Origin of the sequence: Streptomyces malaysiense, from assembly GCF_000980885.2 — a bacterium.
Taxonomy (GTDB): Bacteria; Actinomycetota; Actinomycetes; order Streptomycetales; family Streptomycetaceae; genus Streptomyces; species Streptomyces malaysiense.
The window spans coordinates 84,179-101,111 of record NZ_LBDA02000052.1; the positions used below are offsets into that span (position 1 = coordinate 84,179).

Below are 16,933 nucleotides of genomic sequence, written 5' to 3' on the forward strand. Positions count from 1 at the left end.
GCCATTCCGGCCGCCGGGGCGAGGTGTACGCATTTACTGCGGCAGAGCCGGGGAGGCGAGGCGGGCATGGCGATCGAACCGGTGACCGAACTCGGGAGCGGGGGCGTGCTCCGGCTGCCGCGCGCCCGGGTGGTGCCCCTGTCCGCCCCGCCGTCGTCGTACACCGCGGCGGTCGAGCGCTACCTCATCGGTGCGGGCATCGCGAAGTCCTCCGCGCGGATCTACCGGATCTCGCTGACGACATGGGGATGGATGCTCGCCGGCGAGGCGGCGCCGACCGGCCCCGCCCGCCGGGGCGCGAAGCCGCCCGTCTTCCCCGTCGCCGCGATCGACGACCCGGCGCTGCCGGAGGTCCTGGCCGAGCTGGCGGCGGCGCGGGCGGACGAGATGGACGCCGACACCGTCAACCGGGAACTGTCCATCGCCCGCAAGGCGATCGGCTGGTGGCAGCGCCAGGGCTGGATCGAGAGCGACCCGACGATCGGCATCGAGCGGCGGCCGGCACCGCCGGACCGCACCAAGGCCCTGGCCGAGAATCAAATCGCCGCTCTGTGGCGCCTCGATGTCGCCCTGCGGGAGAAGACGTTCTGGAAGATGCTCTACGAGTCCGCTGCCCGGGCCGACGAGGTGCTGTGCCTGAACGTGGAAGACCTGTACCCGCAGGACAAGCGCGGGAAGATCACCGCCAAGGGCGGGGCGACCGAGTGGATTCACTGGCAATCCAGCACCGCCCAGTTGCTGCCCCGCCTCATCGCCCGCCGTACCCGCGGCCCGCTGTTCCTCACCGACCGCAAGGCCCCGGACGGAACGCCGACGCTCGACGTGTGCCCGGAGACCGGCCGGGCCCGGCTCTCCTACCGCCGCGCTGAGGAGATCTTCGAGGAGAACACCCGGCTGCTGGCCAACCCGCTCGCCTCCCCGGCGGACATCGAGGACCTGGACGGCTTCACACTCCACCGGCTCCGCCACAGTGCCCTCACACACGACGCCGAGGGCGGCACCTCCACCCCGATGCTGCTGGCCCGCTCCCGCCACGCCTCCGTGCGTTCCCTGGAGCGGTACGCCCGCCCCGGTGTCGACGCGGTCGCAGCCCACGTCGCGGCATCCGACCCGGCGGCCCGCCGAAAAAGCTGACCGTGCCTGCTGGTCAGCGCTGTGCGGCTCTTGACGAGGAGGAAGCCAATTCGACGGCTTCCGCAAGCAGCGGCGCCCGCCTGGGCTCACGGCAAGGCTGGCGGTGTTTCGGCCTGGCAGTGCCCCCAGCGGAGGGATTAGCGTAATCCACAGAGCAGTCGTGGTTCCGAAGTTGTTCGCCCGCGGTCACCTTGCCCGCGGGCTTTTTGCCGCGCAGGCCTGGACCAGGGCGCTCCCCCTCCGGACCCGCGGCACCGTGCGGGCCCGGGCCCCCTCGAAGGAGACAGGCATGGCCAAGGGCACTGTGAAGTGGTTCAACGCGGAGAAGGGCTTCGGCTTCATCGCACAGGAGGGCGGCGGCCCTGACGTCTTCGCCCACTACTCCAACATCGCCGGTCAGGGCTACCGCGAACTGCAGGAGGGCCAGCACGTCGAGTTCGATGTCACCCAGGGCCAGAAGGGGCCCCAGGCGGAGAACATCCGCGTCATCTGACCCCAGCACCCGAACAGGCCCGGCGTCGTGCGGACGTGCAGAGTGCCGGGCCTGTCTTCTGCGCCGCCGCCGGCGTTGCATCCGGTGGAGCCACGCGAGCGGGAACTGCGCACCACCGGGGAGTACAAGGAGCGCGAGCGGGAAGGCGTCCTGCGCCGCAGCACCCGGCGCACCGGGCGCTTCGAGTACCGGGCGCTGCTGCCCGCCGACGTCAAGGCCGAAGAGATCACGGCGACGCTGGCCGACGGGGTGCTGACCGTCACCGTCCCCAAGGCACAGGCGGCCAAGCCGCACCATATCGAGATCACCGAAGCCTGAAGTCAGTGCTGCGGTGGGGCGGCTCGCCCGGCCCCACCGCCGGATCCGGGCGATGGCATGACTGGAATCTACGCACTCATCCGTCCCGACGGCCGACTGGAGTTCCGCGACGGTGTCCCGGATCGGATGCTGAGGGACGCAGACCCTCAGCATGGGACTGCGGCAGCCTTCACCATTCAGCGTGCCGCGTGGGGCGGCAACGGCCTGCACGGCCACGTCAGCGACGTGGCCGTCCTGGGCACCTGCCCGCCGAACCGCGTCGCCACCTCACTCGTGGCAGCCCTGGGCGGCCCTCAGGAGTACATCTTCGGCAACCTGGCCATCTGCGGCAGCCAGAGCGCCCCCGGCAACGAGGAACCACTGCTGTGCGGCCTCACCGAGGCACAGCAGGACCTCATCCACGATGTCCACGCCGCCGTGTCCAAGGAAGCCGCCGGCAGCTCGTAACCATGTGCCGACGGCCGAACTGAGCGCGCGGCCACCGCTCACGTCGCCTTGCCGCCACGGCAGCCCGACCGGGCCGTACGTTCCAGGCGCCCGGGCACAAGCCGGTACGCCTATCAGCTCACCCCGCCCCTGCGGGGCACTTCGCCGATACCCGCGCCCGCTGTACATCGGCGCGCCTACCATCCAGCCCGACATGTGATCACGGAGGTGCGCGAGAGGAGCGGAACAGTGGGGCGGGATCTGGGCCTGGACGGGGTGGTGGACCACTTCACCCTGAACAGCGAGGAGGCGGGCTGGTTACGGAACAAGTCCGGCGCCACCCGGCTGGGCTTCGCCGTTCAGCTCAAGTTCTTGACCTGGCGCGGCCGGTTTCCCCGGATGCGCCTGGAGCTTCCGTCCGACGCGGTCGAGCACGTCGCCAAGCAGGTCGGCGTGGCCGCGTCCGAGCTGGCCTTCTACGACTTCACCTCCCGCGCGGCCAAGCGGCACCGCAGCGAGCTGCGGGATCTGACAGGCTGGCACGAGTGCACCAAGACCGACCTGGTCAAGCTCGTCTCGCACCTGGTGGACGTGATCTGGCACGACGAACGCCGCGAGGAGCAGGTGCGGTCCGAGCTGCTGCGGCAGATGCGCGCGGAGATGATCGAGCCGCCGACTGCGGCCCAGGTCAACACGATCATCCGTTCCGCGCTGCACCAGGCCGACGAGCGCGCCGTCGCCGAGGTCGCCGCCCGCCTCGCACGGGCCGAGGACTGCACCCGCCGGCTGGACGCGCTGGTCGTCTTCACCGGCCCGACCAGCAACCCCGCCGAGCAGGGCGACACGGCCGAGGCGGACGGGGACACCGCCGAGGACGACGAAGACGACGTGGAGTCGGTCCTGGCGGACATCAAGGCCCACCCCGGCAACGTCAGCCTCAACTCGCTGCTGGACGAGATATCCAAGCTCAAGCAGGTCCGCGCCATCGGCGTCCCGGAGAAGGCGTTCACGGGGATCGGCGTGCAGGTCATCAACGCCTGGCGGGCCAGAGCATCGGCGTCCTCCCCCAGCCACCTGCGGCGCTTCGCTCCGCAGGTGCGCCACGTCCTGCTCGCAGCCCTGCTGTTCCAGCGGCAGCGGGAGATCACCGACACCCTGGTGGAGCTGCTGAACTCCACCGTGCACCGCATCAACGCGCGGGCGGAGAAGAAGGTGACCGAGGCGTTCGTCGCCGAGTTCACCAAGGTCCGCGGCAAGGCCGGACTGCTCGGGAAGATCGCCGCCGCCTCCCTCGGCGCCCCCGAAGGCAGAGTGCGTGAGGTGATCTACCCCGCGGCCGGCGGGGAGAAGACGCTGAAGGACCTGGTCGCCGAGATGAAGGCGACCAACGCCGCCTTCGCCCGCTCCAAGCGGGAGGTGTTCAAATCCTCCTACAGCAACCACTACCGGGCCGGGCTGATGAAGCTGCTGGAGGTACTCGACTTCCGCTCCTCCAACGACCGGCACAAGCCCGTCATCGAGGCCCTGGCCCTCATCGAACGACACAAGGACTCCTCCACCACCTACCTGCCGCTCGGCGAGACCGTCCCGCTGGACGGCGTCGTACGCAAGGACTGGATGGAGTTCGCCCTCCACACCCCCGACAAGGGCCTTCAACGGGTGATCCGCACCGTGTACGAGGCGTGCGTCTTCCAGGCCCTGCGCGACCGGCTGCGCTGCAAGGAGATCTGGGTGGTCGGCGCCGACAAGTGGCGCAACCCCGACGAGGACCTGCCCGACGACTTCGAGGTCAGGCGCGCGGAGTACTACGAGAAGCTGAACAAGCCGCGCGACGCGAAAGTGTTCATCGCCCAGCTCCAGTCCGAGATGCGCGCCGAACTCGGCGCCCTGGACACCAAACTGCCGAAGCTGCCGTGGGTGACGATCAGCGGCAAGCACCGAAGCGGGGCGATCAAGTTCACGGAGCCCGAACCACAGAAGGAACCCAAGAACCTGCGCCGCCTCAAGAAGGCGATCCGCAAGAAGTGGGGCACCGTCGCCCTGATCGACATCCTCAAGGAAGCCGCTCTGCGCACCAGGATGCTCAAGGCCCTCGCCCCGGTCGGCACCCGCGAGGCCATCGACGAAGCGAAACTCCTCGAACGCCTGCTCCTGATCGCGTACGCGTACGGCACGAACTCAGGGATCAGCGCGGTCGCGGCCGGCGAGCACGGGCACAGCGAGGAGGAACTGCGCTACACCGCCCGCCGCTACCTGACCGCCGTCGGCCTCAAGGCCGCCGGGGTGGAGATCGCCAACGCCACCTTCACCGCCCGCCAGGAAACCGTGTGGGGACAGGGCACCACCACCGTGGCCAGCGACTCCACGCACTTCAAAGCCTGGGACCGCAACATCTTCACCGAATGGCACTCCCGCTACGGAGGCCGCGGAGTCCTCGTGTACTGGCACATCGAGAAAGGGTCGATGGCCATTCACAGCCAGCTTCTGAACTGCACCGCCTCCGAGGTCGCCGCCGCGATCGAGGGCATGATGCGGCACGCCACGACGATGCAGACCGAGGGCAACTACGTCGACTCGCACGGCCAGTCGGAAATCGGGTTCGGCCTCACGAGGCTCCTGGGCTACGACCTGCTGCCCCGCATCAAGCAGATCAACAAGGTCAAGCTGTACCGGCCCGGCCGCGAGGACGAGGACACCTACGACAACCTCGCCGACGCGATGACCCGCCCGATCCGCTGGGACGTCATCGAGAACAACTACGACCAGCTCATCAAGTACGCCACCGCGATCCGGGTGGGCACCGCCTCCACCGAGGCCATCCTGCGCCGCTTCACCCGCACCGCCTCCCACCCCGTCTACCAGGCCATGCTGGAGGTCGGCCGCGCGCAGAAGACCATCTTCGCCGCCCGCTACCTGCGCGACCGCGACCTCCAGCGCGAGATCCAGGAGGGCCTGAACGTCGTCGAAGGCTGGAACGGCGCCAACGACATCATCTTCTTCGGCAAGAGCGGCGAACTCTCCTCCAACCGCCGTGACCAGCAAGAACTGTCCGTTCTCGCGCTCCATCTCCTGCAAACGGCGCTCGTCTTCGTGAACACCCTGATGATCCAGGACATGCTCGCCGACCCTGAATGGGCCGACGCGCTGACCGACGAGGACAAGCGGGCCCTGACCCCGCTTTTCTGGATGCACATCCAGCCCTATGGCGAGGTGCGACTGAACATGGGCAGCCGCCTCCAACTCGCGGTCCCCGTCCCCACCGATCCCGAGCCGGAGCCAGCTGCGGCCTGAACACCAGCACACACCACTTGGCCCCCTCGCCACATCGGGCGCGGGGGCCAACCTTCGATCCAAAAGCTACTGACGGGTTACTTGTCACCTGATTCGCCGCTCGTTAACGGCACCCCGACACGCGCCGCCGGGCGGCGCGGGGCCGCGCCGCTGCGCGAGACCGGCGCCGCGCTGCGGGCCCTCCGGTCGTCGCCACGGCTCGCCCTGCTCATGGTTCAGGGCGTGGCCGTCTTCACGCTGTCGCGGATCTGCCAGGTCAACCTCTTCCAGCCGATGCTGCTGGACCATGGCATCGGCGAGGGCAGCAACGGCAGTGTGCTCGCGGCGATGACGATCGCCGAGGCGGTCGCCTCCGCGCGGCCCCAGTGGCTGGGTTCCCGGCTGTCGCCCACGGCCTGGGTGTCCTTGCTGAGCGTGGCGCTCGCGGCCACGCTGGCCGGCACCACCGTCGGCGGCCCGTGGACGGTGGCCGGGCTGCTCTGCGTGTTCGCCGCGAGCACCGGCTTCTGCTATCCGGTCCAGCGCAAACTCGTCAACGACGCGATCCCGAAGGACGCCCCGCGTGCCACCCTGCTGTCGGTGGAGAGCATCGTGGACCGCGGTGTGTGTGCCCTGGCCGCGGTGGCCGCGGGCGCCTGCCTGGCGGCGGGCCGGCTCGACGCCCTGCTGTGGCGGTCGGCCGCCGTCACCTGCGTGCTGATCCCGGCCCTTCATCTGGCGCTGCACCGCGCGAACCGGGCGGCGCGGACGCGCGGGGCGGGTACGGCACCCGGCGCGGATCCGGGATCGGGGCGGGCGGGAGCGCTCCCGGCCGAGGAACCCGTCGCACTGCCCGTCGACGAGGGAGCCGCTCCGCGGCCCTGACGCGGGGCTCGGGGCTCGGGGCCGATCGGGAGTACGCCAGGCGGCCGGCTCCGCCGACGTGCCTGGCGTGGACCGGTGTTCGGGCACACGCCAGGCGCCGGTCGTGAGGCCCGTACGCGGCGTGTCCGGTGGTGAGGCCCATGCGCGGCGTGTCCGGTCGTGAGGCCCATGCGCGGCGGGCCCGGTCGTGAGGCCCGTACGCGGCGGGCGGCCGGGGCACGTCCTCCGCCGCCCGAGGCCCGTCCCGTGCACCGTGCGCGCACGGTCCGCGCCTTCCCGGGAGTTCGCGCGGCGTACACATGCGGAACAGGCTGTGCGTCGCCTGTGAAGGAGGCGTGGGGTTGTTGTCGTTTGTGCCCCAGCCGTATGGCGCGAGCGGTCGCCGCTGGGGTTTTCTCGGGATGTCACAGTCAACCTCCCACGAAACAAGGAGAGTTGCCCGGCCACAGACCTTCGTCTCGAATTGGCATGCCCCTGTCATTCCAGGGGCGCCCCTCATGTAGCTCACACCGGCCGGCCCCACACCGACCGGAAAATCCCCCCACGGAAAGAGAAGCCTGCATGACCCACGGCAACATACGTCCCCGGCGCACGGCCCTCGCCGCGGCCACCGCCGTCGCCGCCGCGGCCGCTCTGCTGAGCACCTCGCTCACCGCCTCGGCCGCCGCCCGGCCCACCGCCGGCGCCGCACGCCCGGCCGCTGCGCCCGTCGCCCTGTCGGCCGCCGCCCGCACCGGTCTCATCCGCGACGCGCAGGCCGGGCTCGCCGGGACCGCCAGGGCCCTCGGCCTGGGCAGCGAGGAGAAACTGGTCGTCAAGGACGTCGTCAGGGACGGCGACGGCACCGTCCACACCCGATACGAGCGCACCTACGCCGGCCTCCCGGTGCTCGGTGGCGACCTGGTCGTGCACACCTCCAGGTCCGGCAGGACGGAGGGCGTGACCAGAGCGTCGAAGGCCACGCTGAAGCTCGCCTCGCTCACCCCGCGGATCGCCTCCGGCACGGCGCGGAAGCAGGCCCTGAGCCTGGCCAGGCAGAATCGTTCGGCGAAGCCCGCCGTCGACCGGGCTCCGCGCAAGGTCGTCTGGGCGGCGAGCGGCAAGCCCGTCCTCGCCTACGAGACCGTGATCGGCGGCTTCCAGGACGACGGCACGCCGAGCCGGCTGCACGTCATCACCGACGCCACCACCGGCAAGGAGCTCTTCCGGTACCAGGGCATCGAGACCGGCGTCGGCAACACCCGGTACAGCGGCAAGGTCGACCTGGCCACGGCGCGGTCGGGCTCGTCGTACACCCTCACCGACGACTCCCGCGGCGGCCACAAGACCTACAACCTGGACCACCGGCAGGACGGTACCGGCACGCTGTTCTCCCAGGACAACGACACCTGGGGCGACGGGACGACGTCGAACGCCGCCACCGCCGCGGCCGACGCCGCCTACGGCGCGCAGGAGACCTGGGACTTCTACAAGAACACGTTCGGGCGCAGCGGCATCAAGAACGACGGCGTCGGCGCCTACTCCCGCGTCCACTACGGCGACTCGTACGTGAACGCGTTCTGGGACGACAGCTGCTTCTGCATGACCTACGGCGACGGCACGAACAACAGCGACCCGCTGACCGCGCTGGACGTCGCCGGCCACGAGATGAGCCACGGGGTCACCTCCAACACCGCGGGCCTGGAGTACTCGGGCGAGTCGGGCGGTCTGAACGAGGCCACCTCCGACATCTTCGGCACCGGCGTGGAGTTCTACGCGAACAACAGCTCGGACCCCGGTGACTACCTCATCGGCGAGAAGATCGACATCAACGGCGACGGCACCCCGCTGCGCTACATGGACAAGCCCAGCAAGGACGGCGGTTCCGCCGACTACTGGACCTCGTCCGTCGGCAACGAGGACGTCCACTACTCGTCCGGCGTCGCCAACCACTTCTTCTACCTGCTGTCCGAGGGCAGCGGCGCGAAGACCATCAACGGCGTCGACTACGACTCGCCGACCAAGGACGGCTCGACGGTCACCGGCATCGGCCGGGACAAGGCCCTCCAGATCTGGTACAAGGCGCTGACGACCTACTTCACGTCGACCACCGACTACGCCGGCGCCCGCAAGGGCACGCTGTCCGCGGCGACCGACCTGTACGGCGCCGACAGCGCCGAGTACAAGGCGGTCGAGGCGGCCTGGACCGGCGTCGACGTGCACTGAACCGTCCCGCTCCCGTCCGCGTGACGGGTGGCACCCGGGCCTGAGGCCCGGGTGCCACCCGTGGGTGATCGGCGTCGATGTGCTCACGGGGGCGCTTGCACGGTGGTCCCGGGCGGGCGCCGGCCGGGGTGACGACCCGGGCGGGACCCGGCTCACGCCGCGCCGTACCCTGTCCGGGCGACGAGGAGGGGGCGCATGGCTGAAAGGGCAGGCTCCGGCACGGTGCTGGTGGTGGACGACGACGCCGCGATCCGCCGTTCGCTGGAGCGCGGGCTGCGGCTGGGCGGCTTCACGGTACGCACCGCCGCCGACGGCGCCCAGGCGCTGGCCGCGATCGGCGAGCTGCCCCCCGACGTGCTCGTCCTGGACGTCTCCATGCCCGGCATCAGCGGCATCGACGTGTGCGTCCGGCTCCGGGACGAGGGCAGCGACCTGCCGGTGCTCATGCTCTCCGCCCTGGACGAGACCGCCGACCGCATCGCCGGGCTCCAGGCCGGCGGCGACGACTACCTCGTCAAACCCTTCGCCCTCCAGGAACTCGTGCTGCGACTGCACGCCCTGCTGCGCCGCAGGCCCCCGGACGTCCGGGACACGCTGCGGGTCGCGGGCCTGGTGATCGACCCGGCGGCCCGCACCGCCACCCGCGAGGGATACCCGCTGGAGCTGACCCGCCGCGAGTTCGAGCTGCTGGAGGTGCTCGCCCGCAACGCGGGCCTGGTGCTCACCCGGACCCAGCTGCTGGAGCGGGTGTGGGGCTACGACTTCGACGTGCGCACCGACACGGTCGACACCTTCGTCAGCTACTTGCGGCGCAAGCTGGAGACCGGCGGGCGCGGCCGGCTCGTCCACACGGTCCGCGGGGTCGGCTTCGTGCTCCGCGAGGAGAAGGACCCCCGGTGAGGCTCTCCACCCGGATCGGCCTCGCCGTCGGCTGCACCGTCCCGCTGCTGGTCCTGGCCGCCGGCTGGCTGCTGCTGCACCTGGTCGCCCGCGACCTGCACCGCGCCGAGGACCAGCACCTGAGACAGCGCGCCACGGCACTCGCCCCCCAGGCCCGGTCCCTGCTGCGCGCCACGGCGAACGACCGCTCCAAGGCGGCCGACACCCGGGAACGGCAGTTGTTCAGCGCCGCCCTCGACGTCGGCGTACGCGTCACCGCGGCGGACGCCGACTTCCGCGGCGGCCCCCAGCCCGGCCCCGCGACCCCGCTGCCGGCCCACGCCACCGCACCGGTCACCGTGCACGACGGCGCCCGGGGCTGGCGCGTCCTGTCCCGGCCGGTCCGGGCGGCCGACGGCACCGGCACCCTGTGGGTGTTCGCGCCCGACACCGCCGACCGCACCCAACTGCAACTGGTCAGGCGCCGCGTGCTGCTCGCCGCGCTGCTCGCCGCGCCGCTGTCCGGGCTGCTCGCCTGGGGCCTGGCCGCCGGCGCCGGGGCACCGCTGCGCCGGCTGACCCGCCGTACCGCGGGCCTCGACCCGCGCATCAGCACCGCCCGGCTCGACCACCGGCCCACCGGGGTGAGCGAGGTGGACGAACTGGCGTCCACCGTGCGGACCGTGCTCGCCCGCTACGACGAGCAGGCCGCCCGTACCGCCGAGGCCCTCGACACGGCCCGCTCCTTCTCCTCGGCCGCCGCGCACGAACTGCGCACCCCGCTGATGAGCATGGGCACCAACCTCGACATCCTCGCCGGGCACCCGTCCCTGCCCGCCGCCGACCGGGACGAGATCGTCGCCGACCTGCGCGGCGAACACGCCCGCCTGCTCAACCTGCTGGTGATGCTGCGCGCGTTGGGGCGCGGCGACCTGGTGGAGGCGGAGTCCCTGGGCGCCGTCGACGTGTCCGAGCTGGCCGAGGCGGCCGTCGCCGGGGCCCGCCGCGCGGCACCGGACGCCGACGTGCGCCTGGACGCGGCGCCCGGCGTCACCGTGCACGGCTGGGAGCCCGGCCTGCGGATGCTGCTCGACAACCTGGTCGGCAACGCGCTGGCCCACGGCCGCGACGACCGGGGCCGGGCCGTGGTACGGGTGGGCGTGCACGGCGGCCCGGACCGGGTGACGGTCACGGTGGACGACCAGGGGCCGGGCGTGCCCCCGGACGCCCGCGAGGCGGTCTTCGAACGCTTCCGGCGCGGCCCCGGCAGCGACGGCTCCGGACTCGGCCTCACCCTCGTCGCCCAGCAGGCGGCGCTGCACCGGGGGAGCGTGAGCGTCTCGGACGCGCCCGGTGAGACGGGTGCCCGCTTCGAGGTGCGGCTGCCCTCGGGCGACGGCGGACTGCCCGGCCGGCGGGACTGGCTGATCGGCACCGCAGGGACGAACCGGTCACAAGGTTTCCCCAAGAAGCCTTCCTAGCCTCCCTCACGACGGGCGGCCGGCCGTGGCCGTCCGGGAAGTGAACGGAGAGGCAGATGAACGGACGACGACGCACGCGCACCCTGCTCGCCGGTCTGGCCGCGACGGCGGTGCTGGCGGGCTCGGCGACAGCGGCGGCCGCCGCCGACGGCACGTCCTCGGCGGGGCCGTCCGGCGACGGGGCGAAGGCGCTGTGCAAGCGGCTGCCCAAGGTCGACCGGCACGTCGAGCGGGCCCTGAAGCGACTGGACGCCAAGGCTGGTACGCGAGGTTCGGTGGCCCGGCTGGAGAAGCGCGTGGACAACGCGAAGAAGGCCGGGCACACCGAGATCGCCACCTACCTCCAGAACCGGCTGACCTCCCGCGAGTCGCTGCGCACCACCTTGCAGCAGCGGCAGAAGGACGTGGCGGCCGTCAAGACGTGGTGCCAGAAGAACGACAGCGGGAAGGCGGCGGGCTGATGCGGGGCCGGTGGCCGGTCCGGGCCGCGGGGGCGGCCGCCGTCCTGGTGGCCCTCACCACGGGCTGCTCGCACCAGGACGGCGCCGCGTCGCCCAAGGCACCGGGCGCCTCCCCGTCGGCACCGGCCGCCACCGGCACCCCCTCGGGCTACGGCGAGATGGAACACAAGCTGGACGCGGCCGAGTCCGCGGCGGCCGCCGCGGACCGGGACGCCACCAGCGCCGCGGACCGGTGAACCGGGCAGGCCGGGAGCGGCCGGCGCTCCGCCGGTGTCCCCTCGCGGCGGGCGAGGAGGCGAAAACCGCCGGTGCACCCCGCGCGCGGCGGCGGGCCCGCGTGCGACGCCGGACGACTCGCCCGTCATCCCGGTGCTGTCCCTTCGCGGCCGCGGTCCCGCCCGAGAGGTGAGGCGGGAGGGCCCGCCGGACGGAGGAAGCCGCCCATCTGCGGGCCGGTGCCGACGGTCCGCGGCATCGGCCCGCAGCGCCATTTCATGAGTGCGAGGCCTGCGCGGTGGCGGTGCCGGCAGGCTCGGTCCCGGCGGCCTCGCCATGCGCTGTGCCGGCACCGTCTGCCCGGAGCGCACCGCGAAATCGCCCAGTTGGCGGCCCTGTTCCGAACCCGATGCCGCAGCTGAAAACCGTGGCGGTGCAGCAGTGGGTCCGGCATCATCCCCGTGTGATCGTGATGCAACCCGTTCTGGAGATCTTCGCTGTCGACGACTTCGCGCTCTGGCCGGTCGGCGAGCACGAGTCATATGGCTACCTCGTGCTGAACGGGGAGCTGACTTTGGCGGAGGTCGGCACGGCGGTGAGGCAGATAGCCGACTGCAACGGCTTCGGACCGGAGGAGGAACACGGGCCGTGCCCGGCCGACCCCCTCGGCGCATTCCTGAACGGGCTGCTCATAATGCCTGATCTGGTCGCCACCGGCGGGTTCCGGGTGACGGACGACGCCACCGGCACCGTCTTCGTCGAGCCGGGCTGCTGCAACGGCCTTGAGACCTGGCGGGACTGGCTGGATGTGCTCGACGGCACCGGCTGCTCCTCCTTCGGTCACGATCCGTCCTCGGTGGCCGAACGCGTCGGCGACACCGTCCGGCTGACGCTCGACGTCCACGGAGGAGACGGCAGCCCGGTGATCCAGCTGTCTGTGGACCACGTACGCACGCTCGTCGCGGGTGCCCAGCTAGACTTGCGGCACTTCCTCGGCCTTGCCGGAACCTGGGCCGAACAACACCTGCCGGCACACGCCGCCGCCGTCACCGCCGCCCTGGTACGGGCACTGGACCTGACGCCCGCGCCATGACCAGGTGGCTGCGGAGCAGGTGGGACGGCCCGGACCGCGTCCGGCACCAAGACCCGTATCGTCACCCGTCCCTGCGACTGTCCGAGTACGTCCGGCGGCGGAACGCGATTCTGGACGGTGCCGAGCCGCCCGGCTGCCCGGCTTGCGCGGACGAAGGACCGCGGGTGCTGAGTTCGACCGGGCACGGCCAGATCGAGCTGTGCCGTGGGTGCGCGTGGGTGCTGGCGCCGTCTCCGTGCGGGAGGCTGCACCGCTGACGAAGCCGACCACGGCGTAGGACTCGGGGCGAGGCGGGGTCCTCGCCGAACAGCGCTGCCCGCGTCGGGACGGCCAGCCCGTGCAGCATGACCTGCTCGTTCGAACGTGTGGGGTGGAAGGTTGGTCGACGTGGTGCCTGTCATGGAGACGCCGGCCGAGCAGGGCGTCACGGTGCTGCCATGACTGACGATTTGACCGGGACACAGGAACCAGCGCAGCGCATCACGGATCCGGCGCGGGCGATCGAGGCACTTGAGCGCGCCGTCGGCGCCGTCAAGTTCCTTGCCGAGTACTGCGACGGAACCCTGGACCCCTGGGGACTGCCTCCGATCGACCCCGAGGTAACTCCCTGCTGAAGCTCCGCTTGAAGTTGCTGTTCAAAGGGCTGGTGTGACCGGCTCCCGGGGTGCTCGTGCTCAGGAACCCGCTCCGCGACGGCGAGTTCGTCGCGCTCGGCCCGCACCTCCGCCGAGTGCTTGGCCAGCCGTTCTTCGAGTTCGTCCAGTTCCGCGCGCCGCGCGGTGATCCGTTCCAGCAGCTCGGGATCCATGCACCGGATCGTAGAAGGCCGGCCGGCCACCTCGGGCAGCAACCGGTGAGTCAACCGCTGACGGACGATCCGTGCCGCGGGTGGTTTGATCGGCCCGACGGCGCCGAGCGCGGCTGCCAGGGCCTGTCAGCCGACGATGGGCTCGTCGGCGAGGTAGGGCGGCGCCGGGTCGTACTGGAGGTACCGGCGCACCGCGCGGGCGTGCTCGACACCGTGCAGCCGGCCCACCAGCCAGAGGGCGCTGTCGATCCCGGCCGACACACCCTGGCTGGTGATCAGATTCCCGTCCACGACATAGCGGGCGTCACGGACGACGGTGACATCGCCGCGCGCCTCGAGCGTGTCCTCGTAGCTCCAGTGGGTGGCGACCCGCCGCCCGCGCGCGGGCCCGGCGGCGTGCATGATCACCGCACCGGTGCACACGCTGCTGACCCAGGCGGCCTGTTCTGCGTTCTTGGCGACCCAGCCGGTGACGACTGGGTTGTACGGCTCCGTCTCACGAGCCCCGGGCCCACCGGGGACCAGCAGCACATCGAGGGGCGGGTGGTCGCCGAAGGTGTGGTCGGGCAGGACGCGCATGCCTTTGCTGCAGCGCACGGGGCCGGGCCGTTCGGAGATCAGGACGGCGGTGTCCACACCGTCGCGCAGCATCGAGGACGCGGTGAACACCTCCCAGGGGCCGACGAAGTCCAGCTCCTCGGCACCGTCGAAGATCAGCAGTCCGTAGGTGGTCATGAATGCTCCCGTTCCTGATCCTGATTCTGTTCCGCTCGGACGGCGGTGATGGTGGTGGCAGTGGACCGGAACCGCGCCCGGTAATCGGAGGGCGCGATGCCCAGGTGACGGTGGAAGGTGCGACGCAGTGTCTCGGTGGTGCCGAACCCGCAGTGTCGCGCGATGGCCTCGACCGGGTCGTCGCCCCCGGCGAGCGCGCGCTGGGCGGCCTCGACACGTACTCGCTCCACGTACGAGGCGGGCGGCGTGCCCAGTTCGGCGGTGAACCGGCGCTGCAGATGACGCGGGCTCAGCCGCGCGCTCCGCGCCAGATCGGCGATTGTGTGCCGCGCGGCGGGATCGGCGTGGATGGCCGACACCGCGGCACGGACCGGGTCGGTCTCGGGTTCTTTCGACCACAGCGCCACGCTGAACTGGGACTGACCGCCGGGCCTGCGCAGGAACATGACCATCTCGCGGGCAACAGCGTGAGCGACGTCCCGCCCGAGATCCTCCTCGACGAGCGCGAGAGCGAGATCCATTCCGGCGGTCACACCGGCCGACGTCCACACCTGCCCGTCCCGGATGAAGATGGGCTCGCAGTCGACCTCGACACCCGGATGTTCCCTGATGAGCTGCTGCTCGCGGGCCCAGTGGGTGGTGACCCTGCGTCCGTCGACGAGTCCGGCGGCAGCCAGCAGGAACACCCCGCTGCACACCGAGGTGACGCGGCGGGCATGCGACCCGACGGCTCGGATCCACCCGGTCAGCCCCGTATCGAGGCGCGCCAGGTCGACTCCCTCGCCACCGGCCACGACCAGAGTGTCGACACCCTCGGGATCCACCTCGTCCACCCCGTACCCGGCGTGGACCACAAGCCCGCTCGCCGCCGGCACCGGCCCCGAACGAGGCGCCACCACCAGTCGGCGATAACCGCCGGCCAGCCGCCCCGCGTGCTGGAAAACCTCGTGCGGGCCGGTGAGGTCGAGGGGCTGAAACCCCTCATAGATCACGAAGACAATGCTGCGTTTCGTCACGCCTCCACCTTCGGGGACTCGGCGTGACGGCGTCCACGACATGCACCCCACAGATCGCGCCGCGAAAAACTTGCTGAAGATCAGGGGCACGCAGCGGCGACCGTCACAGGAAACCTCGGATCCTTGCCCAGCCGCGTCGGATCACTGCCGCGTTGACGCACCTCGACTCCAACCGATGGCAGACGATCTACTCCCCGGACTGCTGCCCCTGACAAGCACGAGCACCCCGAAAGCCCGTCACAACAGCCCCTTGACCAGCGACTTCAAGTTGGTGGAGGCTCGATGGGGCCCGACAGTCCGTTGAACTTGCGCTGGAAGGTACCGGCGATGCTGCGTTCGCCGAAGATCCCGACGAGCAGACCGGCGCTGTCCTGCGCCTGGTCCAGCAGAAGCTGGGCCAGGCTCGGGCCGGTGACGGACTCGGTGAACAGCACGCCCCGCCGCACGCCGGCGACCGGGCAGACCCGGGGCCGGCCGAGCTCCGCCAGGAGCTGCAGCTGAGCCGCTTCCCGTCCGATCAGCCCGTCCGTGCGCTGCACGTACTCCTGCTGCGCGACGCGGACCTGGGGCCAGGGGCCGCGGTGTCGCCGCGCAGCAACGACACCAGGCACCCCCAGCAGCGAGTATTTGGCGTGGAGCGGGCGGCCGTCCACATGGATGCGGCGCACGTATCCGGTGACGCTCGGGACCTGGTCGCCGACATCGAAGTCGGCGTGCGGCCACTGCTCGGTGGCAGCCGCGCCGATCTCCAGGTCCGCGAAGGCGAAGACCTCCGCTGCGGTGGGAGTCGCAAGGTCGGGCGAGGTGCTCACGGATGTGGTGCTCACGTACGCCTCCAACGGTGGTGGGTGTGACTGGCCCGTGCCCGGCTTCGCGCAAGCCGGGCGACGGGTGAAGCTGGCCGACTGATCCCGGCCTCGCCGGGGTCTATGAGGGGGAGTCGTCCCGCTGGTCACCGGGACGTCTCCGACTCGCGGGTGCGGCGACGCGTGATCGCGTCCATGGATCTCACGCTGCCCTCGCCGTCCTCGATGCGGCGGCGGTACTCCTGCCAGTCCTCGGGGGTCCATTGGTCCAGGGCCGACAGGAATGCCTCGTCGGCGCCGTTCACTGGTCCGCCCCAGCGGCCGGGACGCCGTACATGGCCGCGCAGCATTCGCAGGCACGCAGGCCGCCCACGGGGTACCGGGGCGATGCCGTGCCCGCGCACCACACGCACGAGGTGCCCGCACGCTGCCGGTCCGTCAGGGCGTCCAGGTTGATCGTCGGGGCGCCCACCAGCGGCGGCAGGTGGCCATTCGTGCTGCGCGTCGTCATGAGCAGTCGCCTCGCGCTCGCGGTCGGTTCGGCGTGGTCGTCCCCGACGGGGGTTGCGGGGACGACCACCGGCCGCAACCCACCCTGGTGCGGGGCCGGTTCGGCTGCCACCAGTCAACGATCACCGTCCGCTGTGGGACCATCACCCATGCGGCATGTGCATACGGGTACGCGCTCAGCGGGTACGGGCAGGCGC

18 protein-coding genes are annotated in these 16,933 nt (G+C 71.4%); 12 read left to right on the forward strand and 6 right to left on the reverse strand.

Annotated elements, in window-relative coordinates:
* Positions 1–66 precede the first annotated feature (66 nt).
* The 12 genes from VT52_RS38900 (at position 67) to VT52_RS21800 (ending at position 12,861) form a co-directional block, all read left to right on the forward strand.
* Complete coding sequence (locus tag VT52_RS38900) at positions 67–1,134, forward strand: tyrosine-type recombinase/integrase (protein WP_240509841.1); 1,068 nt, start codon at positions 67–69, stop codon at positions 1,132–1,134.
* A gap of 289 nt (positions 1,135–1,423) precedes the next feature.
* Positions 1,424–1,627 (forward strand): cold-shock protein, encoded by a 204-nt coding sequence (locus VT52_RS21750; protein ID WP_071387582.1) that lies wholly within the window; start codon positions 1,424–1,426, stop codon positions 1,625–1,627.
* Positions 1,628–1,711: 84 nt separating this feature from the next.
* Positions 1,712–1,945: an Hsp20/alpha crystallin family protein gene (locus VT52_RS21755; protein ID WP_420856295.1), complete on the forward strand. Its 234-nt coding sequence runs from the start codon at positions 1,712–1,714 to the stop codon at positions 1,943–1,945.
* Positions 1,946–2,071: 126 nt separating this feature from the next.
* Positions 2,072–2,392: a hypothetical protein gene (locus VT52_RS21760; protein ID WP_143070898.1), complete on the forward strand. Its 321-nt coding sequence runs from the start codon at positions 2,072–2,074 to the stop codon at positions 2,390–2,392.
* Between the two features lie 228 nt (positions 2,393–2,620).
* Positions 2,621–5,662, forward strand: coding sequence for a Tn3 family transposase (locus VT52_RS21765; protein ID WP_071387584.1), 3,042 nt, complete (start codon positions 2,621–2,623; stop codon positions 5,660–5,662).
* An 81-nt stretch (positions 5,663–5,743) separates the two neighbouring features.
* Complete coding sequence (locus VT52_RS21770) at positions 5,744–6,526, forward strand: hypothetical protein (protein WP_338059196.1); 783 nt, start codon at positions 5,744–5,746, stop codon at positions 6,524–6,526.
* 561 nt (positions 6,527–7,087) lie between these two features.
* Complete coding sequence (locus VT52_RS21775; protein WP_071387585.1) at positions 7,088–8,731, forward strand: M4 family metallopeptidase; 1,644 nt, start codon at positions 7,088–7,090, stop codon at positions 8,729–8,731.
* A 195-nt stretch (positions 8,732–8,926) separates the two neighbouring features.
* Positions 8,927–9,631, forward strand: a complete 705-nt coding sequence (locus VT52_RS21780; RefSeq protein ID WP_071387586.1) for a response regulator transcription factor — start codon at positions 8,927–8,929, stop codon at positions 9,629–9,631.
* Positions 9,628–11,091 (forward strand): sensor histidine kinase, encoded by a 1,464-nt coding sequence (locus VT52_RS39430; protein WP_071387587.1) that lies wholly within the window; start codon positions 9,628–9,630, stop codon positions 11,089–11,091. Before VT52_RS21780 ends, VT52_RS39430 begins: the two co-directional genes overlap by 4 nt.
* A gap of 56 nt (positions 11,092–11,147) precedes the next feature.
* Entirely contained in the window at positions 11,148–11,552 is a 405-nt protein-coding gene (locus VT52_RS21790) for a hypothetical protein (RefSeq protein ID WP_071387588.1), read from the forward strand.
* Positions 11,552–11,788, forward strand: coding sequence for a hypothetical protein (locus tag VT52_RS21795; RefSeq protein ID WP_071387589.1), 237 nt, complete (start codon positions 11,552–11,554; stop codon positions 11,786–11,788). The genes VT52_RS21790 and VT52_RS21795 overlap by 1 nt, the downstream gene beginning before the upstream one ends.
* Before the next feature lie 452 nt (positions 11,789–12,240).
* Complete coding sequence (locus VT52_RS21800) at positions 12,241–12,861, forward strand: hypothetical protein (RefSeq protein WP_079175193.1); 621 nt, start codon at positions 12,241–12,243, stop codon at positions 12,859–12,861.
* Between the two features lie 424 nt (positions 12,862–13,285).
* Here the strand turns inward: VT52_RS21800 and VT52_RS38065 are convergent, their stop codons facing one another.
* The 6 genes from VT52_RS38065 to VT52_RS21820 form a co-directional block, all read right to left on the reverse strand.
* The gene (locus VT52_RS38065; RefSeq protein ID WP_079175187.1) at positions 13,286–13,669 is read right to left on the reverse strand and encodes a hypothetical protein; all 384 of its coding nucleotides are present in this window, start codon (positions 13,667–13,669) and stop codon (positions 13,286–13,288) included.
* Between the two features lie 126 nt (positions 13,670–13,795).
* The gene (locus VT52_RS21805; RefSeq protein WP_071387590.1) at positions 13,796–14,404 is read right to left on the reverse strand and encodes a DJ-1/PfpI family protein; all 609 of its coding nucleotides are present in this window, start codon (positions 14,402–14,404) and stop codon (positions 13,796–13,798) included.
* Complete coding sequence (locus tag VT52_RS21810) at positions 14,401–15,420, reverse strand: GlxA family transcriptional regulator (protein WP_079175188.1); 1,020 nt, start codon at positions 15,418–15,420, stop codon at positions 14,401–14,403. The genes VT52_RS21805 and VT52_RS21810 overlap by 4 nt, the downstream gene beginning before the upstream one ends.
* A 263-nt stretch (positions 15,421–15,683) precedes the next feature.
* The gene (locus VT52_RS38910) at positions 15,684–16,247 is read right to left on the reverse strand and encodes a hypothetical protein (protein ID WP_071387591.1); all 564 of its coding nucleotides are present in this window, start codon (positions 16,245–16,247) and stop codon (positions 15,684–15,686) included.
* Between the two features lie 125 nt (positions 16,248–16,372).
* Complete coding sequence (locus tag VT52_RS38070) at positions 16,373–16,531, reverse strand: hypothetical protein (RefSeq protein ID WP_167377723.1); 159 nt, start codon at positions 16,529–16,531, stop codon at positions 16,373–16,375.
* The gene (locus tag VT52_RS21820; protein ID WP_143070900.1) at positions 16,528–16,848 is read right to left on the reverse strand and encodes a hypothetical protein; all 321 of its coding nucleotides are present in this window, start codon (positions 16,846–16,848) and stop codon (positions 16,528–16,530) included. The genes VT52_RS38070 and VT52_RS21820 overlap by 4 nt, the downstream gene beginning before the upstream one ends.
* Between the last annotated feature and the right edge of the window lie 85 nt (positions 16,849–16,933).